The organism is Kitasatospora sp. NPDC088160, from assembly GCF_044741445.1.
Lineage (GTDB): Bacteria > Actinomycetota > Actinomycetes > Streptomycetales > Streptomycetaceae > Kitasatospora.
Window position 1 is genome coordinate 1 of the sequence record NZ_JBIUSS010000026.1, and the last position, 23,257, is coordinate 23,257.

The following is a 23,257-nucleotide window of genomic DNA, read 5'->3' on the forward strand; positions in this document are numbered from 1 at the left end:
GGTTACATTCCGAACCCGGAAGCTAAGCCTTACAGCGCCGATGGTACTGCAGGGGGGACCCTGTGGGAGAGTAGGACGCCGCCGAACAATCATTCCGAAAAGACCCCCTCCCGTCCGGGAGGGGGTCTTTTTGCGTTAACCTCTGCCAACACACGAACCAGAGTTTGTCGGAGAGGCGCGATCCGTTGCAGAACCTGACCCTTACCTGGCAGTCCGCCGGGGGCGCCGCGGTCGCTCTCTACGGCGGGGCGTACGCCGCCGCCAGGGTCCGGAAGCCGTCCTTGTCGGCGCTGTTGCGGGAGGCCGGCACGCTGCTGGCACTGTTCGCGCTCTGGCAGCTGGTGGGTCACCTCTCGGTGAGGAGCGGGGACCACGCGCTGGACCGGGCGGATTGGATCCACCGCACCGAGTCGGCGATCGGTCTACCGGACGAGGCGTCCTGGCAGTCGGCCGTCACGCCGTACCCGGTGCTGGTGAGGCTCGCGAACTACTACTACGCGGCGATGCACTTCGCGGTGATGCTGGCGGTGCTGCTCTGGGTGTTCGTGCGGCACCGGGAGCGGTACGCGTGGGTGCGGAACACGGTGGTGATCACCACGGCGGTGTGTCTGCTGGTGCAGTTCATCCCGGTGGCGCCGCCCCGGATGCTGCCGCAGCACGGGTTCGTCGACGTGGCCGCCGAGTACGGGCAGTCGGTGTACGGGGGCGCGGTGGGCGGTGTGGTGGTGGCCGACCAGCTGTCGGCGATGCCCTCGGTGCACGTCGCGTGGTGCGTGCTGGCGGCGGTCGCGGTGGTGCGGGTCTCGCGGAGCCCGCTGCGGTGGGCGATGGTGCTGCACCCGGTGCTGACCGTCGCGGTGGTCGTGGTGACCGCGAACCACTTCTGGGCGGACGGCATCGTCGCCGTCGTGATCCTGCTGTTCGCGTACGCCGCCCAGGCCCTGGTGGCACGTCGCCGGGGTCGGGCCTCCGTCGACACGGAGGTCCGACCCCGGCGCGCGACGGCGGATCAGCCGCAGCGGGTCACTTGACGGGCAGGGCGATCCTGCCCCAGGAGCCGTTGCTGAGCGCGGAGGTGGCCCAGTACCAGGCGGTGAGCCCGGAGACGGCCGCGATCCAGCCGGCGAACTTGGCGAGGCCGCTGTAGCCGCCGAAGGCGGCGATGGCGTTCAGCAGCAGGGACAGCGTCAGCAGGCCGTAGACGGCGCGGCTGAACAGGCCAGCGCCCCAGCTGGCGGCGGTCAGGGTGAGGGCGAGCAGGGCCCAGAGCAGGAGGAACAGGCCGGCGGCGTTCTTGCCCGCCCCGCCGGCCGCCGACCAGGTCGCCCAGAAGGCGCCGAGGCTGGTGAAGGCCGTTCCGGTGAAGCCCTCGCCGCCGCGGAGCTGCCACAGGCCCGCGATGAAGAGGGTGACTCCGCCGACCAGGTGGGCGAGATGTGCCGCGTCCCCGACCCCGGTGCCGCTCAGGACGCCGGTGGAGAGCAGGCCGTAGGCGAGCAGTGTGAGGCCGAGTGCGAGGTAGCCGAGGTTACCCGCGTCGGCTCCGGTGGAGCGGGCGTTCGTTGCCCCGGTAGCTTCGTTGCTCACCGGAGGCTCCTTTCACTTTGGGCGCGCGCAGGGCGCAGTCAACGCAGTGGTGTGGTCCGATGAGGTGGATGCGCGCGACCGCGCCGAGGGCGCACGGCTGGAGCGTGCGCGGGCTGCGGTCAGAAGTGATGGGCCGGCGGAAGAGCCGCCGGTCGTGTCCCCGCCGGGGGATTCCCCGGTGAGATCGGTGTACCCGGCCGTACTCGCTTGTACCCTTGTGAATATAACAATTTGTGACGATGTCAGTTGTGGAACGCTCAGGGCCGACCGGGACGCCGGGGGCTGACCGAGAGACGGCGTCGGCTCACGAGGTGCGCTGGGTCGGCACCCGCAGGGTCAGGATGGCCATGTCGTCGGACGGCGGTTCCGGGGCGAAGCGCTCGACGGCGCGCTGCACCCGCATCGCGACCGCCCCGGCGGTCAGGCCGGTACAGCCCGTGAGCACCTCGGCGAGGCCGTCGTCGCCCAGCATCCGGCTGCCCTCGCGGCGTTCGGTGACGCCGTCGGTGACGCACAGCAGGACCTCGCCGGGGGAGAGCACCAGGCGCTCGGCGGTGAGGTCGAGGTCCTCCATGACGCCGAGCAGCGGCTGCGGGGTGGCGGCCCGGTCGACCTGGCCGTCGGTGCGCAGCCGGAGCGGCAGCGGGTGGCCGGCGCAGACCAGGGACAGCTCGGTGCTGCCGTCCGGGCGGGGCGTCAGCTCGCCGTAGAGCAGGGTGAGGAAGCGGCTGCGCGAACCCTCGTCCAGGATGGCCGCGTTGAGGCGGCGGAGCACCTGCGGTGCGTCCAGGCCCTCGCGGGCGAGCAGGCGCAGCGAGTGCCGGGCGAGGCCGGTGACCGAGGCGGCCTCGGGGCCGGTGCCGCAGACGTCGCCGATCGCGAAGCCGTAGGTGCCCTCGCGGATGGTGAACAGGTCGTAGAAGTCGCCGCCGACCTCGTTGCCCTCGCCGGCGGCCTGGTAGTAGACGTCGACCTCGACGCCCGGGATCTCGGGCAGGTCCGGCGGGAGCAGGCTGCGTTGCAGGGCCTGGCTGGTGGCGGTGCGCTCGGAGTAGAGGCGGGAGTTGTCGAGTGCGAGGGCGGCCCGGCGGGAGAGGTCCTCGGCGAGTTCGAGGATCTCCTGGCGGAACCGGACGCCGGCCGGGACGCCGAGCGCGAGCAGCCCGATGACCCGGTTGCGGGCGGTCAGCGGCAGGACGACGGTCTCGCCGAGCAGTCCGGCGAGTTCGGGGCTGTCGGTGAGGCCGCCGGCGGCGGCGGTCTCGGCGGGCGCCGACCAGAAGCGGACGCCGTGGGTCGGGCCGGCGTCGGGGGCCGGGGTCTTGTCGAGCAGGTCGCGCAGCGGGTCGATCCGGTCCTCGTCCTCGTGCAGGACGAAGGCGAGGCCGGCCGCGGCGCGGTGGTCGCCCTTGGTGTAGACGGCGCACCAGGAGGCGAGGGTGGGGACGGCCATCTGGGCCATCAGGGCGAGGGTCTGCTCGTGTTCGAGGGTGCCGGCGAGCAGGTCGGAGGCCTCGACGAGGAAGGACAGCGAGCCCCGGCGGAGTCGTTCGAGCTCGGTCAGCCGGGTGCTCTCGACGGCGAGGGCGACCCGGTCGGCGGCGAACTGCAGCCGCAGGGCGTCCTCGTTGTCGTAGCGGCCGGGCGCGGCGGTGGCGATGCCGAGCGAGCCGATCAGCCGGCCCTCGACCTTGAGCGGGACGGTGACCAGGGAACGCATGCCGCTGCCGGTGAGCAGGGGCAGGCCGGTCGGGCGGGCGGTGAGGTCCTCGTGGACGGAGGGCAGCCGGGCGGAGTCGTAGCGGCTGCCGGTGTCGACCGGGAAGCGGGTGTGCCGGCGGTGTCCGGAGGTGAAGCCGGTGGCGGCGCGGACCTCGAACTCGGTCTCGTCGTCGGTGGTCAGCAGCAGGTACGCGGCGTCGGCGTCGAGCAGGTCGCGGGCGCGTTCGACGGTGCGCTGGAGCAGGGTGTCGAGGTCGTCGGTGGCGACCGGGCCGGCCAGCAGGTCGAGTCGGGGGCCGGTCGGGTCGGAGCGCTCGCCGGGCAGGGCTCGGGCGGGGGAGCGGAGCACCGCGCGGTCGGGTTCGAGGACGAGCAGGCAGAGGGTGGAGGGGACGCCCTCGGTGTCGCGCACGCGGACCTGGACGCCGTACACCTCGACCTCGTGGCCGTCCGCGCGGCGGACGCCGTAGCCGCCCTCCCAGCGGGCCAGTCGCAGGGTGTCGGCGAGGCCGAGGCCGCGGCCGGCGGACTGCGGCCAGACGGCGAGGTCGGCCCAGGGGCGGCCGAGGACGGTGGTGGCGGGGTACTGGAAGAGCGCCTCGGCGTCCGGGTTCCAGGCGAGGACGCGGCCGTCCTCGTCGAGCTGGACGACGGCGACGTGCACCGGGCCGGGGCCGCTGGGCAGGTCGCTGCCGGGGGTCGCGGGGACGGCGTAGCGGGTGCCGGCCACGGGGGCGGGCAGGGCGAGCCGGAACCAGACGGTCTTGCGCCCGGCCGCGTACTCGACGCCCCAGCGCTCGGCGAGGGCGGAGCACATCAGCAGGCCGCGGCCGCCCTCGCCGTCGGGGTCGGCGTAGCGGTCGGAGGAGGTGACGGGGCCGTCGCCGAGGGAGGGCAGGCCGCGTTCGGGGTGGTGGTCGGTGACTTCGATCCGGACGGTGCCCTCCTCGCGCAGGCAGCACACCTCGGCGGCGGTGCCGGCGTGGACGACGGCGTTGGTGACCAGTTCGCTGACCAGGACGACGGCGTCGTCGACGACCTCGGGCAGACCCCAGCCGAGCAGCGCGTCCCGTACGAAGCCCCGGGCGGCGGCTGCGGACCGGCCGTCGGGGGCGAAGGTGGCGGCTGCGCGCGCGGTGACCACGTTGCCACTTCTCCTCTGCTGCTCTGGCCTTGACTGTCCGGGGCGTGGCGCCGACTCCCGGTGCGTGCCGCCGGGGTGGCGGCGCTGGGTCGGGTCATGGCCCGGTGCAGCGCTCCACCCTACTTTCCGCTTGGTTCCCCGTGGGGGCGGGGCGTTGAAACAGGCACCTGAGAGTGATTCTGCCCACCTGTTTCGGACGGTCGGCTACCAACCGGGCGCAACCGGCCGTATACCCGGCGCCGGTGCTGCCAGACTGGGGGGTCCGCGACGGCCGGTCGGAGCAGTACGGTCGATGCGGGTGCCGGTGTGCCGCGTGGGGCGCCGGTACGCAGCCCGACCGGGCCGGTGCCCCGGTGCGTGCCGTACCGGCACGGACGGTCACCGGAAAGTTCACGATGTGGGAGGGGCCCGTTGAGTTCGGCCACCAAGGACGCAACCGGTACGACGCCGCCCGTTCCGCGCGGTGGGCGGTCCGGGACCGCGCCGCGGAACGCGGCCGGCCGGCGAGTGAGCCACAACCGGGGGGCGGAGCCGGCCGAACTGCGGAAGCTGTTGGCCGCGCTGACCGCGATGCGGGACGGCAACTTCCGCCGCCGGCTGACGGTTCCGGGGGACGGGCCGCTGGCGGAGATCGCCGCGGTGTTCAACGAGGTCGCCGAGCGCAATCAGCACCTGACCGGAGAACTGGCCCGGGTGCGGCGGGCGGTGGGCCGCGAGGGCCGGCTGAACGAGCGGCTGGAGACCGGCGCGGGCGAGGGCGCCTGGATGGCGGCCGTCGACAACTGCAACGCGCTGATCGACGATCTGGCCCGTCCGATGGCCGAGGTGGGCCGGGTGCTCTCGTCGATCGCCGAGGGCGACCTGGACCAGAAGATGGAGCTGCGCTCGCTGCACAGCAACGGGGTGAGCCACCCGCTGCGCGGCGAGTACCTCAAGATCGGCCGGACCGTCAACGGGCTGGTGGACCAGCTCTCGGAGTTCACCGACGAGGTGACCCGGGTGGCCCGCGAGGTGGGTACCGAGGGCAAGCTGGGCGGCCAGGCCAAGGTCCGCAGTGTGTCCGGCAGTTGGAAGGACCTGGCGGATTCGGTCAACACCATGGCCGGCCGGCTGACCGCGCAGGTGCGCAACATCGCCCAGGTGACCACCGCGGTGGCCAAGGGCGACCTGTCCCGCAAGGTCACCGTCGAGGTGGCCGGCGAGATGCTGGAGCTGAAGAACACCGTCAACACGATGGTGGACCAGCTGAACGGGTTCGCCGCCCAGGTCACCGGGGTGGCCAGGGACGTGGGCACCGAGGGCCGGCTCGGCGGCCAGGCGCAGGTGCCGGGCGTGGCCGGGGTCTGGCGGGACCTGACCGACTCGGTGAACTTCATGGCCGACAACCTGACCGGCCAGGTGCGCAACATCGCCCAGGTGACCACGGCGGTGGCGCGCGGGGACCTCTCGCAGAAGATCGAGGTGGACGCGCGCGGCGAGATGCTGGAGCTGAAGAACACCATCAACACGATGGTCGACCAGCTCTCCGGCTTCGCCGAACAGGTGACCAGGGTGGCCCGCCAGGTGGGCACCGAGGGGCGGCTCGGTGGCCAGGCGCAGGTGCCCGGGGCGGCCGGGGTGTGGCGCGACCTGACCGACAACGTCAACTTCATGGCGAACAACCTCACCGATCAGGTGCGCAACATCGCGCAGGTGACGACCGCGGTCGCCAAGGGCGACCTGTCGCAGAAGATCCAGGTGGACGCGCGCGGGGAGATCCTGGAGCTGAAGAACACCATCAACACGATGGTGGACCAGCTGGGCGCCTTCGCCGACGAGGTCACCAGGGTGGCCCGGGACGTCGGCACCGAGGGCATCCTCGGCGGTCAGGCGAGCGTGCCCGGGGTGTCCGGGACGTGGAAGGACCTGACCAACAGCGTCAACCTGATGGCCAACAACCTGACCAGCCAGGTCCGCAACATCGCCGAGGTGACCACGGCGGTGGCGCGCGGCGACGTGTCGAAGAAGATCACCGTCGACGCCCGGGGCGAGATCCTGGAGCTGGTGACGACCGTCAACACCATGGTCGACCAGCTGTCGGCGTTCGCCGACGAGGTGACCCGGGTCGCCCGCGAGGTGGGCACCGAGGGGATCCTGGGCGGCCAGGCGCGGGTGCGCGGGGTGTCGGGGATCTGGAAGGACCTGACCGACAACGTCAACTTCATGGCCTCCAACCTGACCGGGCAGGTCCGCAACATCGCCGAGGTCGCCACCGCGGTGGCCCGCGGCGACCTGTCCAAGAAGATCACCATCGAGGCGCAGGGCGAGGTCGCCGCCCTCGCCGGGACCTTGAACACCATGGTCGACCAGCTCTCCTCCTTCGCGGTGGAGGTGACCAGGGTGGCCCGCGAGGTCGGCACCGACGGCACCCTGGGCGGTCAGGCGAGCGTGCCGGGCGTGGCCGGCATCTGGAAGGACCTGACCGACAACGTCAACCTGATGGCCAACAACCTCACCGGCCAGGTCCGCAACATCGCGCTGGTGATCACGGCGGTGGCCCGCGGCGACCTCTCGCAGAAGATCGACGTCGACGCGCGCGGCGAGATCCTCCAGCTCAAGACCAGCATCAACACCATGGTCGACCAGCTGTCGGCGTTCGCCGACGAGGTCACCCGGGTCGCCCGCGAGGTGGGCACCGACGGGCGGCTCGGCGGTCAGGCCCGGGTACCCGGCGTGGACGGCACCTGGCAGGACCTCACCGAATCGGTGAACGAACTGGCCAACAACCTGACCCGGCAGGTGCGCGCGATCGCCCAGGTCGCCACCGCCGTGACCAGGGGCGACCTGAGCCTGCGGATCGACGTGGACGCCGCGGGGGAGCTCGACGAGCTCAAGGACAACATCAACCAGATGATCGCCAACCTGCGCGAGACCACCCGCACCAACCAGGAGCAGGACTGGCTCAAGACCAACCTGGCGCGGATCTCCGGCCTGCTCCAGGGCCGCCGGGACCTGGAGGCCGTCGCCTCGCTGATCATGACCGAGCTGACCCCGGTGGTCTCCGCCCAGCACGGCGCCTTCTTCCTCGCCCAGCCGGCCGGCCGCACCGCCGAGCTGATCACCGAGGACGACGACGAGAACGACACCGTCCTGCGGCTGATCGGCAGTTACGGCTACCAGCGGCGCGCGATGCCGACCACCTTCCGGCCCGGCGAGTCGCTGATCGGGCAGGCCGCGGTGGAGAAGCGGGCGATCATCCTCAAGGAGGCGCCGCCCGGATACCTCAAGATCGCCTCCGGCCTCGGCGAGGCCTCGCCGGCCCACATCGTGGTGCTGCCGGTGCTGTTCGAGGGCCGGCTGCTGGGCGTGATCGAGCTGGCCACCTTCAGCTCCTTCACCACCGTCGCGCTGGACTTCCTCAACCAGATCGCCGACCTGATCGGCGTCACCGTCAACACCATCAGCGTCAACACCAAGACCGAGGGCCTGCTGCTGGAGTCCCAGCGGCTCACCGCCGAACTCTCGATGCGATCCGCCGAGTTGGAGGCGCGCCAGGAGGAACTGGAGCGCACCAACGAGGAGTTGCAGGAGAAGGCCGAGCAACTCGCCCAGCAGAACCGCGACATCGAGATCAAGAACAGCGAGATCGAGGAGGCCCGGCAGGTCCTGGAGGAGCGCGCCGAGCAGCTCGCCCTGGCCTCCCGGTACAAGAGCGAGTTCCTCGCCAACATGTCGCACGAGCTGCGCACCCCGCTCAACTCGCTGCTGATCCTGGCCAAGCTGCTCTCCGACAACAACGAGGGCAACCTCTCGCCCAAGCAGGTCGAGTTCGCCGACACCATCCACGGCGCCGGATCCGACCTGCTCCAGCTGATCAACGACATCCTCGACCTCTCCAAGGTCGAGGCCGGCAAGATGGACGTCCGCCCGGCCCGGATCGCCCTGGTCCAGCTGGTCGACTACGTCGAGGCCACCTTCCAGCCGGTCGCGCTGGACAAGAACCTGGACTTCGCCGTCCGGGTCTCGCCCGCCCTGCCGGTCACCCTGCACACCGACGAGCAGCGGCTCCAGCAGGTGCTGCGCAACCTGATCTCCAACGCCGTCAAGTTCACCGACGCCGGCGCGGTCGACTTCTCGATCTCCCCGGCCGGCGCGGAGGTCCCGCAGCACGTGCGCGAGCGGCTGCTGGAGTCCGGCTCGATCAAGGACCCGGACGACGAACTGATCGCCTTCGCGGTCTCCGACACCGGCATCGGCATCCCCGGCAACAAGCTGCGGGAGATCTTCGAGGCGTTCAAGCAGGCCGACGGCACCACCAGCCGCAAGTACGGCGGCACCGGGCTCGGCCTGTCGATCAGCCGCGAGATCGCGCGGCTGCTGGGCGGCGAGATCCACGCCGAGAGCGAGCTGGGCAAGGGCTCCACGTTCACGCTCTACCTGCCGCTGCGCACCGAGGCCCCGGACCCGACCCAGGTCGAGCGCCCGGTCGTGTCGAGCGTCCCGGCGCTGCGCGCCTCCGTCGGCGTGACCCCGATCGGGGTGCCCGTGCCGGTCGGCGAGAACCCGGCCGACCACTGGGCCCAGGAGGTCCGCGAGCTGGCCGAGGAGCGCCGCCGCGGCGCGGTGGAGCGCCGGCGCAGCGCCTCCCTGGAAGCCGCCGCCGGGACCCGCCCGGTGGAGCCCGCGCCGCCCCGCCCCAGCCGCAGCGACGTGCGTTTCGACGGCCAGCAGGTGCTGATCGTGGACGACGACGTCCGCAACGTGTTCGCCCTCACCAGCGTGCTGGAACAGCACGGCCTGACCGTCCTGTACGCCGAGAACGGGCGCGAGGGCATCGAGATGCTGGAGCAGCACGAGAACGTGGCGCTGGTCCTGATGGACATCATGATGCCGGAGATGGACGGCTACGCGACCACCGAGGCGATCCGCCGGATGCCCCAGTTCGCCGGCCTGCCGATCATCGCGCTGACCGCCAAGGCGATGAAGGGCGACCGCGAGAAGTCGCTGGAGGCGGGCGCCACCGACCACATCACCAAGCCGGTGGAGACCGACCACCTGCTGGCGGTGATGCGCGAGTGGCTGCGGGCGGACCGCGCGTAGCGCCAGGGGAGGGCGCGAACTCCGGGGCGGGCTCCGGAGTTCGCGCCGTCCGGTGGGCCGGTTTGCTGGCGGTCGGGCCCGGGAACCGGGTAGGGTCACCGATCGTTGCGAACAGTGACCGGACGGCGACACATTGCTGAGCGTGCGCCGGAGCACTGGGCGCGCGCCGCTCCGGATCGGGTCACGACGGAGCGATGTGCCGGGCGAGGGGGTGCGGCTAGCATGACCGGGGTAGCGGTGGGCAGTACGCGAGTGCCATCACCGGGCGGCAGGCAGGCGACAGGAGGGCGAGCCCTGATGCAGAAGGCGAAGATCCTCCTGGTCGACGACCGACCGGAGAACCTGCTGGCGCTGGAGGCGATCCTCTCCGCGCTGGACCAGACGCTGGTGCGCGCCGTCTCCGGCGAGGAGGCGCTCAAGGCGCTGCTCACCGACGACTTCGCGGTGATCCTGCTGGACGTCCAGATGCCCGGGATGGACGGCTTCGAGACGGCCGCCCACATCAAGCGCCGCGAGCGCACCCGGGACATCCCGATCATCTTCCTGACCGCGATCAACCACGGCCCGCACCACACCTTCCGCGGCTACGCGGCCGGCGCCGTGGACTACATCTCCAAGCCGTTCGACCCGTGGGTGCTGCGCGCCAAGGTCTCGGTCTTCGTCGACCTGTACGTGAAGAACTGCCAGCTGAAGGAGCAGGCCGCGCTGCTGCGGCTGCAACTGGAGGCGGGCGGCGGCGAGCCGCCCCTCGGCGGGGCGCTGCTGGGCGAGCTGTCCGCGCGGCTGGCGGCGGTCGAGGAGCAGGCGGAGGCGCTGGGCAAGCAGTTGGACGGCGTCGAGGACGCCGGGGTGGCGGCCACCGCGGCGCACCTGGAGCGCAAGCTGGCGGGGCTGCGCCGGGCCCTGGACGCGCTCCGGCCGGGAACCGCGTAACCGATCGTCGGGGTTCACTCCTGCGGGTGAATTTCCGACGCGGCCGGGTGAAACCGGGTCAGCGTGACGGTGTGTCTGCGACACGTCCCCGAGCCCCGGCTCGGGCACATGTGCACTGGTGGCCCACCCCGGTAGGCTGCTGACCCATGGCCACTCGTACGCCCGGAAGCGCGGCACGCAACCCGAGTCCGGGACCGTCCAAGAAGGCCGCGGCGAAGGCCCCGGGCAAGCCGCCCGCGAAGAAGGCGGCGGCCAAGAAGGCGGCCCCGGCGAAGAGGGCGGCGGCCAAACCGGCCCCGCCGTCCCCGCCGCCGCCCAAGCCGATACTCTTCCGGGCCGTCCGGGCCGTCTGGCTCGGCGTGGCGAACAGCATCGCCGCGATCTTCCGGGGCTTCGGCGACGGGGCCAAGAACCTCCACCCCGCCCACCGCAAGGACGGGCTGGGCCTGCTGCTGTTCGCACTCGCGCTGGTGACTGCCGCCGGCACCTGGTTCAGCCCGCAGGGCTGGCTGGGCGAGGCGGCCACCGCCGTGGTGTCCGGGCTGTTCGGGCGGCTCGACGTGCTGGTGCCGTTCCTGCTGGCCGGGATCGCGGTCCGGCTCTGGCGCCACCCGGAGCTGCCGGAGGCCAACGGCCGGATCATGATCGGCCTGAGCGCGCTGCTGGTCGGCGTCCTCGGCCTGGTGCACATCGGCTGCGGCGCGCCCATGATGGGCAGCGGCGCCTCGCGGATACGGGCGGCCGGCGGGATCATCGGCTGGGCCGTGTCCACCCCGATGATGGCCGCCGCCGGGCCGGCGCTGGCCGTGCCGCTGCTCCTGCTGCTGTCCTTCTTCGGCCTGCTGGTGGTCACCGCCACCCCGGTCAACCGCATCCCCGAGCGGCTGCGGTCGGCCGGCGTGCGGCTCGGCGTGGTGGAGCCCGGGCCGGAGGACGAGCTGCGCGAGGGGCGTACGCCGGAGCGCGACCTGTCCACCGAGCCGCCCGAGGACGCGGACCCCTCCGCGCTGCCGTTCACCGTGGGCAGCGAGGACCCGGGCGACGAGGTGGCCGCCCGCCGTCGGCGCCGCCGCCGCAAGCCGGCGGACGACGAGGACCAGCCCGATGCCGTCCGGGTGTCCCTGGACAAGGAGCCGCTGGACCCGTACGCCACCCGCGACCTCGCCGCCGGCGCCGCCGCCGACCTGGACGGGGCACTCGTCTACGGCGTGCCCGCCTCCTCGGCGGTGGCGAACATGATGCACCAGGTGCAGGACCGCACCGCCCCGCCGGAGGAGGCCGCCGTCCCGGCCGCCCGCAGCGCGGGCCCGGGCGCGCCCGAGGAGCACGGCCCGGCGCCGGTGCGGATGGAGCAGCTCCAGCTGGCCGGCGACGTCACCTACGCGCTGCCCCCGCTCGACCTGCTGGAGCGCGGCGGCCCGGCCAAGGCCCGCAGCGCCCTCAACGACGAGGTGGTGGCCCAGCTCAGCAGCACCTTCACCGAGTTCAAGGTGGACGCCAGGGTCACCGGTTTCACCCGGGGCCCGACGGTGACCCGCTACGAGGTCGAGCTCGGCCCGGCCGTCAAGGTGGAGCGGATCACCGCGCTCGCCAAGAACATCGCGTACGCGGTGGCCAGCGCCGACGTGCGGATCATCAGCCCGATCCCGGGCAAGTCCGCGGTCGGCATCGAGATCCCCAACCGGGACCGCGAGATGGTCAACCTCGGCGACCTGCTGCGCTCGCGCACGGCCGCCGAGGACACCCACCCGATGGTCGTCGGCATGGGCAAGGACGTCGAGGGCCAGACCGTGATGGCCAACCTCGCCAAGATGCCGCACATCCTGGTGGCCGGCGCGACCGGCGCGGGCAAGTCGTCCTGCATCAACTGCCTGATCACCTCGATCCTGGCCCGGGCCACCCCGGACGAGGTGCGGATGGTGCTGGTCGACCCCAAGCGGGTCGAACTGACCGCGTACGAGGGCATCCCGCACCTGATCACGCCGATCATCACCAACCCGAAGAAGGCCGCCGAGGCCCTCCAGTGGGTGGTCCGCGAGATGGACCTGCGCTACGACGACCTCGCGGCGTTCGGCTTCCGGCACGTGGACGACTTCAACGCGGCGGTGAAGGCCGGCACGGTCACCCCGCCGCCGGGCAGCGAGCGCGAGCTGACCCCGTACCCGTACCTGCTGGTGATCGTCGACGAGCTGGCCGACCTGATGATGGTGGCGCCGCGCGACGTCGAGGACTCGGTGGTCCGGATCACCCAGCTGGCCCGTGCGGCCGGCATCCACCTGGTGCTGGCCACCCAGCGGCCCTCGGTGGACGTGGTCACCGGTCTGATCAAGGCCAACGTGCCGTCCCGGCTGGCCTTCGCGACCTCCGCGATGGCCGACTCCCGGGTCATCCTGGACCAGCCCGGCGCGGAGAAGCTGATCGGCAAGGGCGACGCGCTGTTCCTGCCGATGGGCGCCGGCAAGCCGATCCGCCTCCAGGGCGCGTTCGTCACCGAGGCGGAGATCGCCGCGGTGGTGCAGCACTGCAAGGACCAGCTGACCGCCGTCTACCGGGACGACGTGACGGTCGGCGGCGGGGCCAAGAAGGAGATCGACGAGGAGATCGGCGACGACCTGGACCTGCTGATCCAGGCGGCCGAGTTGGTGGTCTCCACCCAGTTCGGCTCGACCTCGATGCTCCAGCGCAAGCTCCGGGTCGGCTTCGCCAAGGCGGGGCGGCTGATGGACCTGATGGAGTCGCGCGGGATCGTCGGGCCGAGCGAGGGTTCCAAGGCCCGCGACGTCCTGGTGAAGCCGGACGAGCTGGACGGGGTGCTGGTCGGCCTGCGCGGTTGACGACCCGCGCCCGCGGCGAGTGTTCACTCGTTCGGAGGAGGGTAGGCGCGTGCAGGGGAACCGAACGTCCGTACGCCGCGTCACAGGCCGGAAAGCGAACCCCCCGGGTTCCCCGTGCGGGCCCGCTGACGGCCGTTCAGCGGGGTGCCGGGCCCCCGTCGGGGCGGGCGCGCGCATTCGGGCCTGTTCCGCTTGAGAAACGATCCGCCCGCGCCCCTAGACTGTTCCCCAGCAGGTGGCCATCCGCTCGAAAGGCGTGCCCCGTGACCATCGGCAAGTCCCCCGACCGCGAGAACGCCCCGTCGTCCGTCGAGTCGACCGACGACGCGGTGCAGGCGGCCGATGCCCCGAGCATCGGCCGGGTGCTGTCCACCGCCCGGATCGAGGCCGGGCTCACGGTGGACCAGGTGAGTACGGCGACCCGGGTCCGGGTGCCGATCGTCCATGCCATCGAGGAGGACGACTTCGGCCGCTGCGGCGGCGACTTCTACGCCCGCGGGCACATCCGCGCGATCGCCCGCGAGGTCGGCGTCGACGGCGAGGCCCTGATCGCCCGGTACGACGCCGCGCACGGCGGCTCGCCCGCCTCCAAGCGGCCGACCCAGCTGATCGACAGCGGCCCGATCAAGGTGCCCGGCCGCGGCCGGCCGAACTGGGCGGCGGCCATGGTCGCCGCGATCGTCGTGGTGGTCGTCCTGATCGGCTTCAACCTGGTCAGCGGCAAGGACGGCCACACCGGCACCGGCTCCGCCAGCGCGCCGCTGCCCAGCGGCTCCGGCACCGGCTCGGTCGCCTCCGTGCCCTCGCCCACCGTGCAGCCGCCGGCGCCCGTGCCGAGTGCGGCCGCGATCGCCGCCGTCCCGGCCGACAAGGTCACCGTGAAGCTGGTCGCCGAGGGCAGCACCAGCTGGGTGTCCGCGGTGGACGGCAGCGGGAAGTCGCTGTTCCAGAACAACATCAGCGACGGCCAGGACCAGACCTTCACCGACGCCAAGCAGATCAAGCTGGTGCTCGGAAACGGCGGGGCCGTGCACGCGTACGTCAACGGCAAGGACCTCGGCCTCCTCGGCAAGGACGGCCAGGTGGTGCACGTCACGTACACCCCCGGCGATCCGCAGGCGGGCTGACCACAGGCCTGCGGAGGCCCTGGAGAGCGGCCCTGCGGCCTGGCGAAGATCTGGTAATCCGAGGCGCGCGGCCTCCGGGGCGAACGGCACCGGAGGCCGCGCGTTAATCTTGGCCCTATGCCTGAACGCCGTACTGTCGCCCTTGTCACGCTCGGATGTGCCCGCAACGAGGTGGACTCCGAGGAACTCGCCGGGCGACTGGAAGCCGACGGCTGGTTGCTCGTCGACGACGCCGCCGAAGCGGACGTCGCCGTCGTCAACACCTGCGGCTTCGTCGAGGCCGCCAAGAAGGACTCCGTGGACGCCCTGCTGGAGGCCAACGACCTCAAGGGGCACGGCCGCACCCAGGCCGTCGTCGCGGTCGGCTGCATGGCCGAGCGGTACGGCAAGGAGCTCGCCGACGCCCTGCCCGAGGCCGACGGCGTGCTCGGCTTCGACGACTACTCCGACATCTCCGACCGCCTCCAGACCATCCTCTCCGGCGGCCACCACGCCCCGCACCTCCCGCGCGACCGCCGCAAGCTGCTGCCGATCAGCCCGGCCGAGCGGCAGTCCGCCGCCGAGGCCGTCGCGCTGCCCGGCCACGGCGCCGCCGAGACCCCGGCCGAGCCGATCGCCGACCTGCCCGAGGGCCTCGCCCCGGCCTCCGGCCCGCGCACCCTGCGCAAGCGGCTCGACGACAACCCGGTCGCCTCGGTCAAGCTCGCCTCCGGTTGCGACCGGCGGTGCTCCTTCTGCGCCATCCCGGCGTTCCGCGGCTCCTTCATCTCCCGCCGCCCCTCCGACGTGCTGCACGAGGCCCAGTGGCTGGCCGAGCAGGGCGTGCGCGAGGTCGTCCTGGTGAGCGAGAACAACACCTCGTACGGCAAGGACCTCGGCGACATCCGGCTGCTGGAGACGCTGCTCGGCGAGATCTCCGCGCTCGAGGGCGTCGAGCGGGTCCGGGTCTCCTACCTGCAGCCCGCCGAGATGCGCCCCGGGCTGATCGACGCGATGACCGGGACCACGGACGTGGTGCCCTACTTCGACCTGTCCTTCCAGCACTCGGCGCCCGCCGTGCTGCGCCGGATGCGCCGCTTCGGCTCCACCGACCAGTTCCTGGACCTGCTGAAGACCATCCGCGACCGGGCCCCGCAGGCCGGCGCCCGGTCCAACTTCATCGTCGGCTTCCCCGGCGAGACCGAGGCGGACTTCGCCGAGCTGGAGCGCTTCGTCACGCACGCCGGGCTGGACGCGATCGGCGTCTTCGGCTACTCCGACGAGGACGGCACCGAGGCCGCGACCTACGACGGCAAGCTGTCCGAGGACGTGATCGCCGACCGGCTGAACCGGCTCAGCCGGCTGGCCGAGGAGATGACCGCCCAGCGGGCCGAGCAGCGCGTCGGCACCGAGGTCGAGGTCCTGATCGAGTCCATCGAGGACGGCGTGGTCGAGGGCCGGGCCGCCCACCAGGCCCCCGAGACCGACGGCCTGACCACCCTCACCGGCGTCGAGGACCCGCAGATCGGCCAGTTCCACCGGGCCAAGGTGGTCGCCAGCGAGGGCGTCGACCTGATCGCCGAGGCGCTGGAGCCGGTCCGGGTCCGTCAGGCCCCGGGAGCCGGGGAATGACCAAGGGGCCCGGCGCCCCGGCCGCGGCCCATCCGGGCAGACCGCCGGCCGCGGTGCCGCCGGCGCCGGCTGTCTGGAACATCGCCAACATGCTCACGATGCTCCGGCTGCTGCTGGTGCCGGTCTTCGTGTCGCTGCTGTTCGCCGACGGCGGGCACGACCCCAAGTGGCGCTCGGTCGCCTGGGCGTCGTTCGCCATCGCGATGATCACCGACCTGTTCGACGGCGAGCTGGCCCGGCGCAAGGGCCTGGTCACCGACTTCGGGAAGATCGCCGACCCGATCGCCGACAAGGCGATCATGGGCTCGGCGCTGATCGGCCTCTCGCTGCTCGGCGACCTGCCCTGGTGGGTCACCGCGGTGATCCTGGCCCGCGAACTCGGCATCACCCTGATGCGTTTCTGGGTGATCCGCTACGGCGTCATCCCGGCCAGCCGGGGCGGCAAGATCAAGACGCTGACCCAGGGCATCGCGGTCGGCATGTACGTGCTGGAGCTGACCGGCTGGCTGGCCACCGCCCGGGCCGTGCTGATGGCCCTGGCGGTACTGCTGACCATCGGCACCGCGCTGGACTACGTCGGACAGGCGCTGCGCATGCGCCGCGAGGGACTGGCCGCGGAGCGCGCGGGCCGGTGAGTGACGGGGGAGACCGGGTGACGGACCACGAGCTGGCGGTACGGGCGCACGAGGCGCTGCGCTCCAGGGGCGGCACGCTGGCCGTCGCCGAGTCGCTGACCGGAGGGCTGCTCGCGGCCGCCCTGGTCGACGTCCCCGGGGCGTCCGCGACCTTCCGGGGCTCGGTCACGGCGTACGCCACCGAGCTGAAGGCCTCGGTGCTCGGCGTGGACGAGGGGCTCCTGGCGGTGTACGGGCCGGTCCACCCGGTGGTGGCGGGGCAGATGGCCGAGGGCGTGTGCCGGCTGCTGGGGGCCACGTACGGGATCGCGACGACCGGGGTGGCCGGGCCGGACCCGCAGGACGGGCAGCCGGTGGGCACCGTACACCTGGCGGTCGCCGGTCCGGAGGGAACTCTGGTCAGTTCGCCCCGGCTGTCGGGCGGGCGTGCCAGAATCCGTCACGGGGCGGTGACCGCCGCTCTGGAGCTGTTCGTCGGGCGGCTACGGGCCGCTACGCCCACGACCTGAACCCCGCGGGGCCCGCACCCGGGCGTCCCGCAGCCCGTGTGGAGGCGCCGCGGAGGCGTGGTGGAGTCCCGGTCGCGGCGATCTCCACCGAACCGCGATCTGCCGATCCGGTCCGCGGGCATGGCACAGCTGGAGGATCGTGTTACATCCAACGGCCTGGTTGGGCAGAAACCAGGTGGCGAACGAGTTGCGTGACGGTGGCCGGGCGGCCCACGGCGGGTACCACGAGGGGCCCGCGGACCCGGGAACGACACCGGAACGAGGAGGGGGACAGCCTTGCAGCCCAGAGTGAACACGACCAGGGTCCCCGCACGCGATGCGGGCAAGGCGGTACGGTGGGGTCGTGACATCTCGATCCGCAGTCCGAGGAGGGAGGCACCGATGATCCTGCTTCGTCGCCTACTGGGCGATGTACTGCGTCGGCAGCGCCAGCGCCAGGGCCGCACACTCCGCGAGGTGTCGGCGGCAGCCAGGGTTTCGCTCGGTTACCTCTCCGAGGTCGAGCGGGGACAGAAGGAGGCCTCCTCGGAGCTGCTCTCCGCCATCTGCGACGCGCTCGACGTCCGGATGTCCGAGGTCATGCGCGAGGTCAGCGACGAACTGTCGCTCGCCGAACTTGCGGCGATGGCCACCCTCTCCGAAGGTGATCTGCTGAGGCCGGTACTCGAACCGGTTCCGCTGCCCGCCCCCGGCACCGACCGGGCGAACATGTCGCCCAAGGCCGCCGCGATGGACGTGGTCGCCGCCTGAACCCGGCCTCGACTCCCGGGCTCCTGGTGCCCGGGGCGAGCGAAGGAGGGCGGTCGTGCGCAGAGCCGCGACGGCGTGCACGGAGGCTCGAATACGGCTGCGGCGACTGATGCCGTGGCCGGCCCGCCGGGTCCTGGTGATCCTGACGGCAGGGCTGGTCTGGTGGCTGCCGGCGGTCCGGGGACAGTTGGCCGACGGCGCCGCGCTGGGGTTGCTCGCGGCCGGCGGCTGGGGACTCGGCCTGATCCCGGTCCACGCCGACCGGGACGCCACCGGGCCGGAGCGGCGCCCATCGGCGGCCGTGGCCCGGGTGGAGGCGCAACCGCCGACGGTCGGCTGAGCCACTCGAACGGGTGATACGAGCGAACGAAGGCCGCGGGGCACCGGATGCCCCGCGGCCTTCGCTGTCGGCGGACCTCAGGAGGACCGCAGGCGCAGGCCGCGCGGGGTGGCGTGGAAACCGGCCTCCTCCAGCGCGGCGCCCAGCGCCGAGCCGAGGGCAGGCTCGCCGTTCGCCCGCTCGACCGTGACGCTGCCGAGCGCACCCTCGCGGACCGCGGCCGCCAGCGCGCCCACCGCCAGCGCCCGGGTGGCGCCGTCCTCCGGCCAGGCCAGCAGTGACTTGCCGCCCCGCTCGACGTACAGCGCCAACTCGCCGTCCACCAGCACCACCAGGGCGCCCGCCTTGCGGCCCGGGCGGTGCGCCCGGGCCTCCTTGGCTCCGGGGGCCGTCGGCGGCTCCGGCCAGGGCAGCGCGGAGCCGTAGGCGTTCGCCGGATCGGCGGCGGCCAGCACCAGCACCTGCGGCGGCTCGGTGGCCGGGGCGGCCGGCCACTCGGCGGCCCGGGCCCGCTCCAGTCGTCCGTTGACCGAGCGCAGCCGGTCGGCCGCGCCCTCCATGGCGAACTGGGCGCCGCCCAGCCCCTCGACGAAGTAGCCCCGGCGGGCCCGGCCGCGCTCCTCCATCGCGGCGAGCACCCGGTACACCCCGGCGAAGCCGCCCGGCACCCGCTCGGCGGCCACCGCGCCCCGGGTGACCAGGCCGTGCCGGTCCAGCAGGCTCTGCGCCTGGGTGGTGGCCCGGACCGTCGGGTCGGTGGTGAAGGCGGGCAGCAGTGACCAGCGCCCGGCCACCGTCGGCGGGCCGCTGCGCAGCGCGCCGCCGACCCGGCCGAAGGCGCGGCCGGCGCCGCCGTAGCGGCCGCGCGGGGTCGCCCGGGGCGCGCGGTGGGCGGTGGCACCGGCCGTCCGGCCGGAGCCGAGCAGGGCGCGCAGCGGGGCGAGGGTGTCGTTGGTGACGTACCCGGCCCAGACGAGGTCCCAGAGCGCCTCGACGGCCTCCGGCTCCGGCGTCTCCTCCGGCAACTGCTGGACCAGCTGGCGGAAGAACAGGCCGTAGCCGCCGGCCAGTGCCGCCATCAGCGCGCTGTGCACGGGGGTGAGCGCGGGCGGGACGGGCTCGGGGCGCAGCAGGTGGGCGTGCTCGGCCAGGTGCAGGCTGAGCCAGCCGTCCTTGCCGGGCAGTGCGCCGGCCCCGCACCAGCCGATCTCGCCGGCCGCCGTCAACTCGTCCAGCAGGCCGGGGGAGTAGTCGGTGAGCCGGGCCGGGAGGATCAGCTTCTCCAGGGCGGAGGCGGGCAGGGCGGTGCCCTGGAGCTGTTCGACCACCCGCAGCAGGCCGTCCGGGCCGCGCAGTCGGTGGCCGGCCAGGTGCTGCCACTGCGGGAGGAACGCGGCCAGGGCGCGCGGTGGGACGGGTTCGACCTCCTGGCGCAGGGCGGCCAACGAGCGGCGGCGCAGCCGGCGCAGGACCTCGGCGTCGCACCACTCGGTGGTGGTGTGGTCGGGAGGGGTGGTGTGGAGCGCCTCCGGCGAAGGGTGTTGGCGGGCGACGGGTGGGCGGAACTGGCCCTGGACCAGTCGGCCGGCGGCGGTGAGCCGGTGCAGGGTGCCGGTGACGACGGCGGTGCCGAGGCCGAAGCGGGCGGCCGCCTCGGCGGCGGCGAACGGGCCGTGGGTGCGGGCGTGGCGGGCGAGCAGGTCTCCCAGCGGATCCTTGACCGGCTCGGTGAAGGCCTCGGGGACGCCGACCGGCAGCGGGGTGCCGAGCGCGTCGCGCAGCCGCCCGGCGTCCTCGACGGCGGACCAGCGCCGCTCGCCGGCGATCCGGACCTGGATCACCCGGCGGGCGGCCTCCAACTCCAGTGCCCAGAGCGGCTCGGCGCCGCGGGCCGCCAGCTCGGCCTCGGTGAGCGGGCCGAGCAGGCGCAGCGCGTCGGCGACGCCCTCGGCGTCCTTGATCCGGCGCTCGGGGGTGAGGCGCTGGAGCTCGGCCTCCAACTCGGCGATGACCTGCGGGTCGAGCAGTTCGCTCAGCTCGGCCTGGCCGAGGAGTTCGGACAGCAGCCGGGAGTCGAGCGAGAGGGCGGCGGCGCGGCGCTCGGCGAGCGGGGAGTCCCCCTCGTAGAGGAACTGGGCGACGTAGCCGAACAGGAGGGAGCGGGCGAAGGGCGAGGGCTCGGGGGTGGTGACCTCGACCAGGCGGACGGCGCGGGATTCGAGGTCGCCCATCAGCTCGACCAGGCCCGGCACGTCGAAGACGTCCTGGAGGCACTCGCGGACGGCCTCCAGGACGATCGGGAACGAGCCGTACTCGGAGGCGACTTCGAGCAGTTGGGCGGCGCGCTGGCGCTGCTGCCAGAGCGGGGTGCGGCGGCCGGGGCTGCGGCGCGGGAGCAGCAGGGCACGGCCGGCGCACTCGCGGAAGCGGGAGGCGAACAGGGCGGAGCCGCCGACCTGGTCGGTGACCAGCTGCTCGATCTCGGCGGCGTCGAACAGGGCGGCGTCGGCGCCGACCGGGGCCTCGTCCGAACCGGACCGCTCCGAAGGGCTGTTGAAGTCGAAGTCGGTGGCGAGGAGGTCGGCGTCCGGCAGGCGCAGCACGATGCCGTCGTCGGCGTGCATGACCTGGGGGTCGAGGCCGTGCTTCTCGCGCAGCCGGGCGCCGAGCGCGAGCGCCCAGGGGGCGTGCACCTGGGCGCCGAAGGGGGAGTGGATGACGATCCGCCAGTCGCCGAGCTCGTCCCGGAAGCGCTCGACGACGATGGTGCGGTCGTCCGGGAGGTGGCCGGTGGCGGCGCGCTGCTGGGCGAGGTAGTCGAGCAGGTTGGCGGCGGCCCAGTCGTCCAGGCCGGCCCGGTGCAGCCGGGCGGTGGCGGCCTCGGGCGTCAGGGCGCCCAGCTCGCGGGTGAACGCGCCGAGGGCGCGGCCGAGTTCGAGTGGGCGGCCGAGGGTGTCGCCCTTCCAGAACGGGAGCCGGCCGGGCACGCCGGGGGCGGGGGTGACCAGCACCTTGTCGTGGGTGATCTCCTGGATCCGCCAGGAGGTGGTGCCGAGGGTGAACACGTCGCCGACGCGGGACTCGTAGACCATCTCCTCGTCGAGCTCTCCGACCCGGCCGCCGCCCTTCTTGCCCGTCTTCGAATCGGACCCGGTGGCGCCGGCGATGAAGACGCCGAACAGGCCGCGGTCGGGGATGGTGCCGCCGGAGGTGACGGCGAGCCGCTGGGCGCCGGGCCGGCCGGTCACGGTGCCGGCCACCCGGTCCCAGACCACCCGGGGGCGCAACTCGGCGAAGGCGTCCGAGGGGTAGCGGCCGGCCAGCATGTCGAGCACGGCTTCGAAGGCGGACTGCGGGAGGGTGGCGAAGGGCGCGGCGCGGCGGACCACGGTGAGCAGGTCGTCCACCGGCCAGGCGTCCAGCGCCGTCATCGCGACCAGTTGCTGGGCGAGCACGTCCAGCGGGTTGCGCGGGACGCGCAGCGCTTCGATCCGGCCGGCCCGCATCCGCTCGGTGACCACGGCGGACTGCACCAGGTCCCCGCGGTACTTGGGGAAGAAGACGCCGGTGGAGACGGCGCCGACCTGGTGGCCGGCCCGGCCGACCCGTTGCAGGCCGGAGGCGACCGAGGGCGGGGACTCGACCTGGACGACCAGTTCGACGGCGCCCATGTCGATGCCCAGTTCCAGGCTGGAGGTGGCGACCACGGCGGGCAGCCGGCCGGCCTTCAACTCCTCCTCGACCAGCGCCCGCTGCTCCTTGGAGACCGAGCCGTGGTGGGCGCGCGCGATGACCGGCGGGGCGCCCTTGGCGACGCCGGACTCGGCCATCAGCTGGGCGGGGGAGTGCGCCTCGGGCAGCCGCTCACCGGTGGCCCGTTCGAGGGCGATCTCGTTCAGCCGGTTGCACAGGCGCTCGGCGAGGCGGCGGGAGTTGGCGAAGACGATGGTCGAGCGGTGCGCCTGGACCAGGTCGACGATCCGCTCCTCGACGTGCGGCCAGATCGACGCCTGCCGCTGCGGGTCGGCGTCGGAGGAGGCGCCGGTGGCCGGGGCCGCGGGCAGGTCGTCCAGGTCGGGGACGGGGACGACCACCGACAGGTCGAACTCCTTGGCGGCGGCGGGCTGGACGACGACGGCGCCGCGCTGCGGGCTGAGGTAGCGGGCCACCTCCTCGACCGGGCGGACGGTCGCGGACAGGCCGATCCGGCGGGCCGGGCGCTCCAGCAGTTCGTCCAGCCGCTCCAGGCTGAGCGCGAGGTGGGCGCCGCGCTTGGTGCCGGCGACGGCGTGCACCTCGTCGAGGATCACCGTGTCGACGCCGCGCAGCGCCTCCCGGGAGGCGGAGGTGAGCAGCAGGAACAGCGACTCGGGGGTGGTGATCAGGATGTCCGGCGGGTGGGTGGCGAAGCGGCGGCGGTCGGCGGCGGGGGTGTCGCCGGAGCGGGTGGCGACCTGGACCTCCGGCTCGGGCAGGCCGAGCCGGACGGCGGCCTGGCGCAGGCCGGTCAGCGGGGCGCGCAGGTTGCGCTCGACGTCCACCGCGAGGGCCTTGAGCGGCGACACGTACAGGACCCGGCAGCGGCGCTTGGGGTCCGCCGGGGGCGGGGTGCTGCTCAGGCGGTCCAGGGCGGAGAGGAAGGCGGCGAGCGTCTTGCCGGAGCCGGTGGGGGCGACCACCAGGACGTCGGTGTCCTGCCGGATGGCGCGCCAGGCCTCGGCCTGGGCGGTGGTGGGGGCGGAGAAGGCGCCGGTGAACCAGGCCCGGGTGGTCGGGGCGAATCCGGCCAGGGGGTCGTCGTTCGGCGGGGTCGGGTGCGGGGGCGCCATGCCCCCATGGTGCCGGGTGGCACCGACAACCGGGGTGGGGGAGCGGAGGTCGCACGGGTGTGGTGAGCCCGGGTGTAGTTAAAGGAGCAAAAAGGCAAATCCGCTCATATGGTGATGAATCAGGCCAGTGATCCACCCCCGACCCACCGGACCGACG

Annotated in this window: 13 protein-coding genes and 1 rRNA gene; 11 read left to right on the forward strand and 3 right to left on the reverse strand. The window is 73.2% G+C overall.

Translation table 11 applies throughout. The annotated features are described in order from the left end of the window. Window positions 1-87, forward strand: a 5S ribosomal RNA gene (gene rrf, locus ACIOGZ_RS33255); the annotation flags it as partial. A 98-nt stretch (window positions 88-185) separates the two neighbouring features. Further along, window positions 186-1,031, forward strand: coding sequence for a phosphatase PAP2 family protein (locus tag ACIOGZ_RS33260; RefSeq protein WP_363584621.1), 846 nt, complete (start codon window positions 186-188; stop codon window positions 1,029-1,031). On the opposite strand, the gene ACIOGZ_RS33265 is transcribed toward ACIOGZ_RS33260, so the two are convergent. Together ACIOGZ_RS33265 and ACIOGZ_RS33270 are read right to left on the reverse strand one after the other, a co-directional pair. Further along, window positions 1,024-1,587 (reverse strand): GPR1/FUN34/YaaH family transporter, encoded by a 564-nt coding sequence (locus ACIOGZ_RS33265; protein WP_363584619.1) that lies wholly within the window; start codon window positions 1,585-1,587, stop codon window positions 1,024-1,026. The two genes, ACIOGZ_RS33260 and ACIOGZ_RS33265, sit on opposite strands and share 8 nt — an antisense overlap. 304 nt (window positions 1,588-1,891) lie before the next feature. Then, window positions 1,892-4,453 (reverse strand): SpoIIE family protein phosphatase, encoded by a 2,562-nt coding sequence (locus tag ACIOGZ_RS33270; protein ID WP_400988732.1) that lies wholly within the window; start codon window positions 4,451-4,453, stop codon window positions 1,892-1,894. Window positions 4,454-5,023: 570 nt separating this feature from the next. Between ACIOGZ_RS33270 and ACIOGZ_RS33275 the strand changes: the two genes are divergently transcribed. From ACIOGZ_RS33275 to ACIOGZ_RS33315, 9 genes are all read left to right on the forward strand, one after another. Then, a complete protein-coding gene (locus tag ACIOGZ_RS33275) occupies window positions 5,024-9,532 on the forward strand; it encodes a HAMP domain-containing protein (RefSeq protein WP_400808729.1) in 4,509 nt (1,502 codons plus the stop codon). Between the two features lie 294 nt (window positions 9,533-9,826). Then, complete coding sequence (locus ACIOGZ_RS33280) at window positions 9,827-10,465, forward strand: response regulator (protein ID WP_063351395.1); 639 nt, start codon at window positions 9,827-9,829, stop codon at window positions 10,463-10,465. Window positions 10,466-10,611: 146 nt separating this feature from the next. Next, the gene (locus ACIOGZ_RS33285) at window positions 10,612-13,299 is read left to right on the forward strand and encodes a DNA translocase FtsK (RefSeq protein WP_363630369.1); all 2,688 of its coding nucleotides are present in this window, start codon (window positions 10,612-10,614) and stop codon (window positions 13,297-13,299) included. A 263-nt stretch (window positions 13,300-13,562) separates the two neighbouring features. Continuing rightward, window positions 13,563-14,426, forward strand: a complete 864-nt coding sequence (locus tag ACIOGZ_RS33290) for a helix-turn-helix domain-containing protein (RefSeq protein WP_363584611.1) — start codon at window positions 13,563-13,565, stop codon at window positions 14,424-14,426. A 117-nt stretch (window positions 14,427-14,543) separates the two neighbouring features. After that, window positions 14,544-16,037 (forward strand): 30S ribosomal protein S12 methylthiotransferase RimO, encoded by a 1,494-nt coding sequence (gene rimO, locus ACIOGZ_RS33295; RefSeq protein WP_363584609.1) that lies wholly within the window; start codon window positions 14,544-14,546, stop codon window positions 16,035-16,037. Further along, window positions 16,034-16,672, forward strand: a complete 639-nt coding sequence (pgsA, locus tag ACIOGZ_RS33300) for a CDP-diacylglycerol--glycerol-3-phosphate 3-phosphatidyltransferase (RefSeq protein WP_363374405.1) — start codon at window positions 16,034-16,036, stop codon at window positions 16,670-16,672. Before rimO ends, pgsA begins: the two co-directional genes overlap by 4 nt. Before the next feature lie 32 nt (window positions 16,673-16,704). Then, window positions 16,705-17,181 (forward strand): CinA family protein, encoded by a 477-nt coding sequence (locus ACIOGZ_RS33305; protein ID WP_400808726.1) that lies wholly within the window; start codon window positions 16,705-16,707, stop codon window positions 17,179-17,181. Window positions 17,182-17,562: 381 nt separating this feature from the next. Next, window positions 17,563-17,931 carry a helix-turn-helix domain-containing protein gene (locus tag ACIOGZ_RS33310; protein WP_049660741.1) on the forward strand — a complete coding sequence of 123 codons (369 nt, stop codon included), beginning with the start codon at window positions 17,563-17,565 and terminating at the stop codon, window positions 17,929-17,931. A 55-nt stretch (window positions 17,932-17,986) separates the two neighbouring features. Continuing rightward, window positions 17,987-18,271 (forward strand): hypothetical protein, encoded by a 285-nt coding sequence (locus tag ACIOGZ_RS33315; protein WP_363584605.1) that lies wholly within the window; start codon window positions 17,987-17,989, stop codon window positions 18,269-18,271. Window positions 18,272-18,348: 77 nt separating this feature from the next. Here the strand turns inward: ACIOGZ_RS33315 and ACIOGZ_RS33320 are convergent, their stop codons facing one another. Further along, window positions 18,349-23,100 carry an ATP-dependent helicase gene (locus ACIOGZ_RS33320; protein WP_363584603.1) on the reverse strand — a complete coding sequence of 1,584 codons (4,752 nt, stop codon included), beginning with the start codon at window positions 23,098-23,100 and terminating at the stop codon, window positions 18,349-18,351. Between the last annotated feature and the right edge of the window lie 157 nt (window positions 23,101-23,257).

Coding starts and splice junctions, on each gene's coding strand:
- ACIOGZ_RS33320 (WP_363584603.1), bottom strand. CDS start 23,100: ATGGCGCCCCCGCACCCGACCCCGCCGAACGACGACCCCCTGGCCGGA.
- ACIOGZ_RS33275 (WP_400808729.1), top strand. CDS start 5,024: ATGCGGGACGGCAACTTCCGCCGCCGGCTGACGGTTCCGGGGGACGGG.
- rimO (WP_363584609.1), top strand. CDS start 14,544: ATGCCTGAACGCCGTACTGTCGCCCTTGTCACGCTCGGATGTGCCCGC.
- ACIOGZ_RS33310 (WP_049660741.1), top strand. CDS start 17,563: ATGATCCTGCTTCGTCGCCTACTGGGCGATGTACTGCGTCGGCAGCGC.
- pgsA (WP_363374405.1), top strand. CDS start 16,034: ATGACCAAGGGGCCCGGCGCCCCGGCCGCGGCCCATCCGGGCAGACCG.
- ACIOGZ_RS33285 (WP_363630369.1), top strand. CDS start 10,612: ATGGCCACTCGTACGCCCGGAAGCGCGGCACGCAACCCGAGTCCGGGA.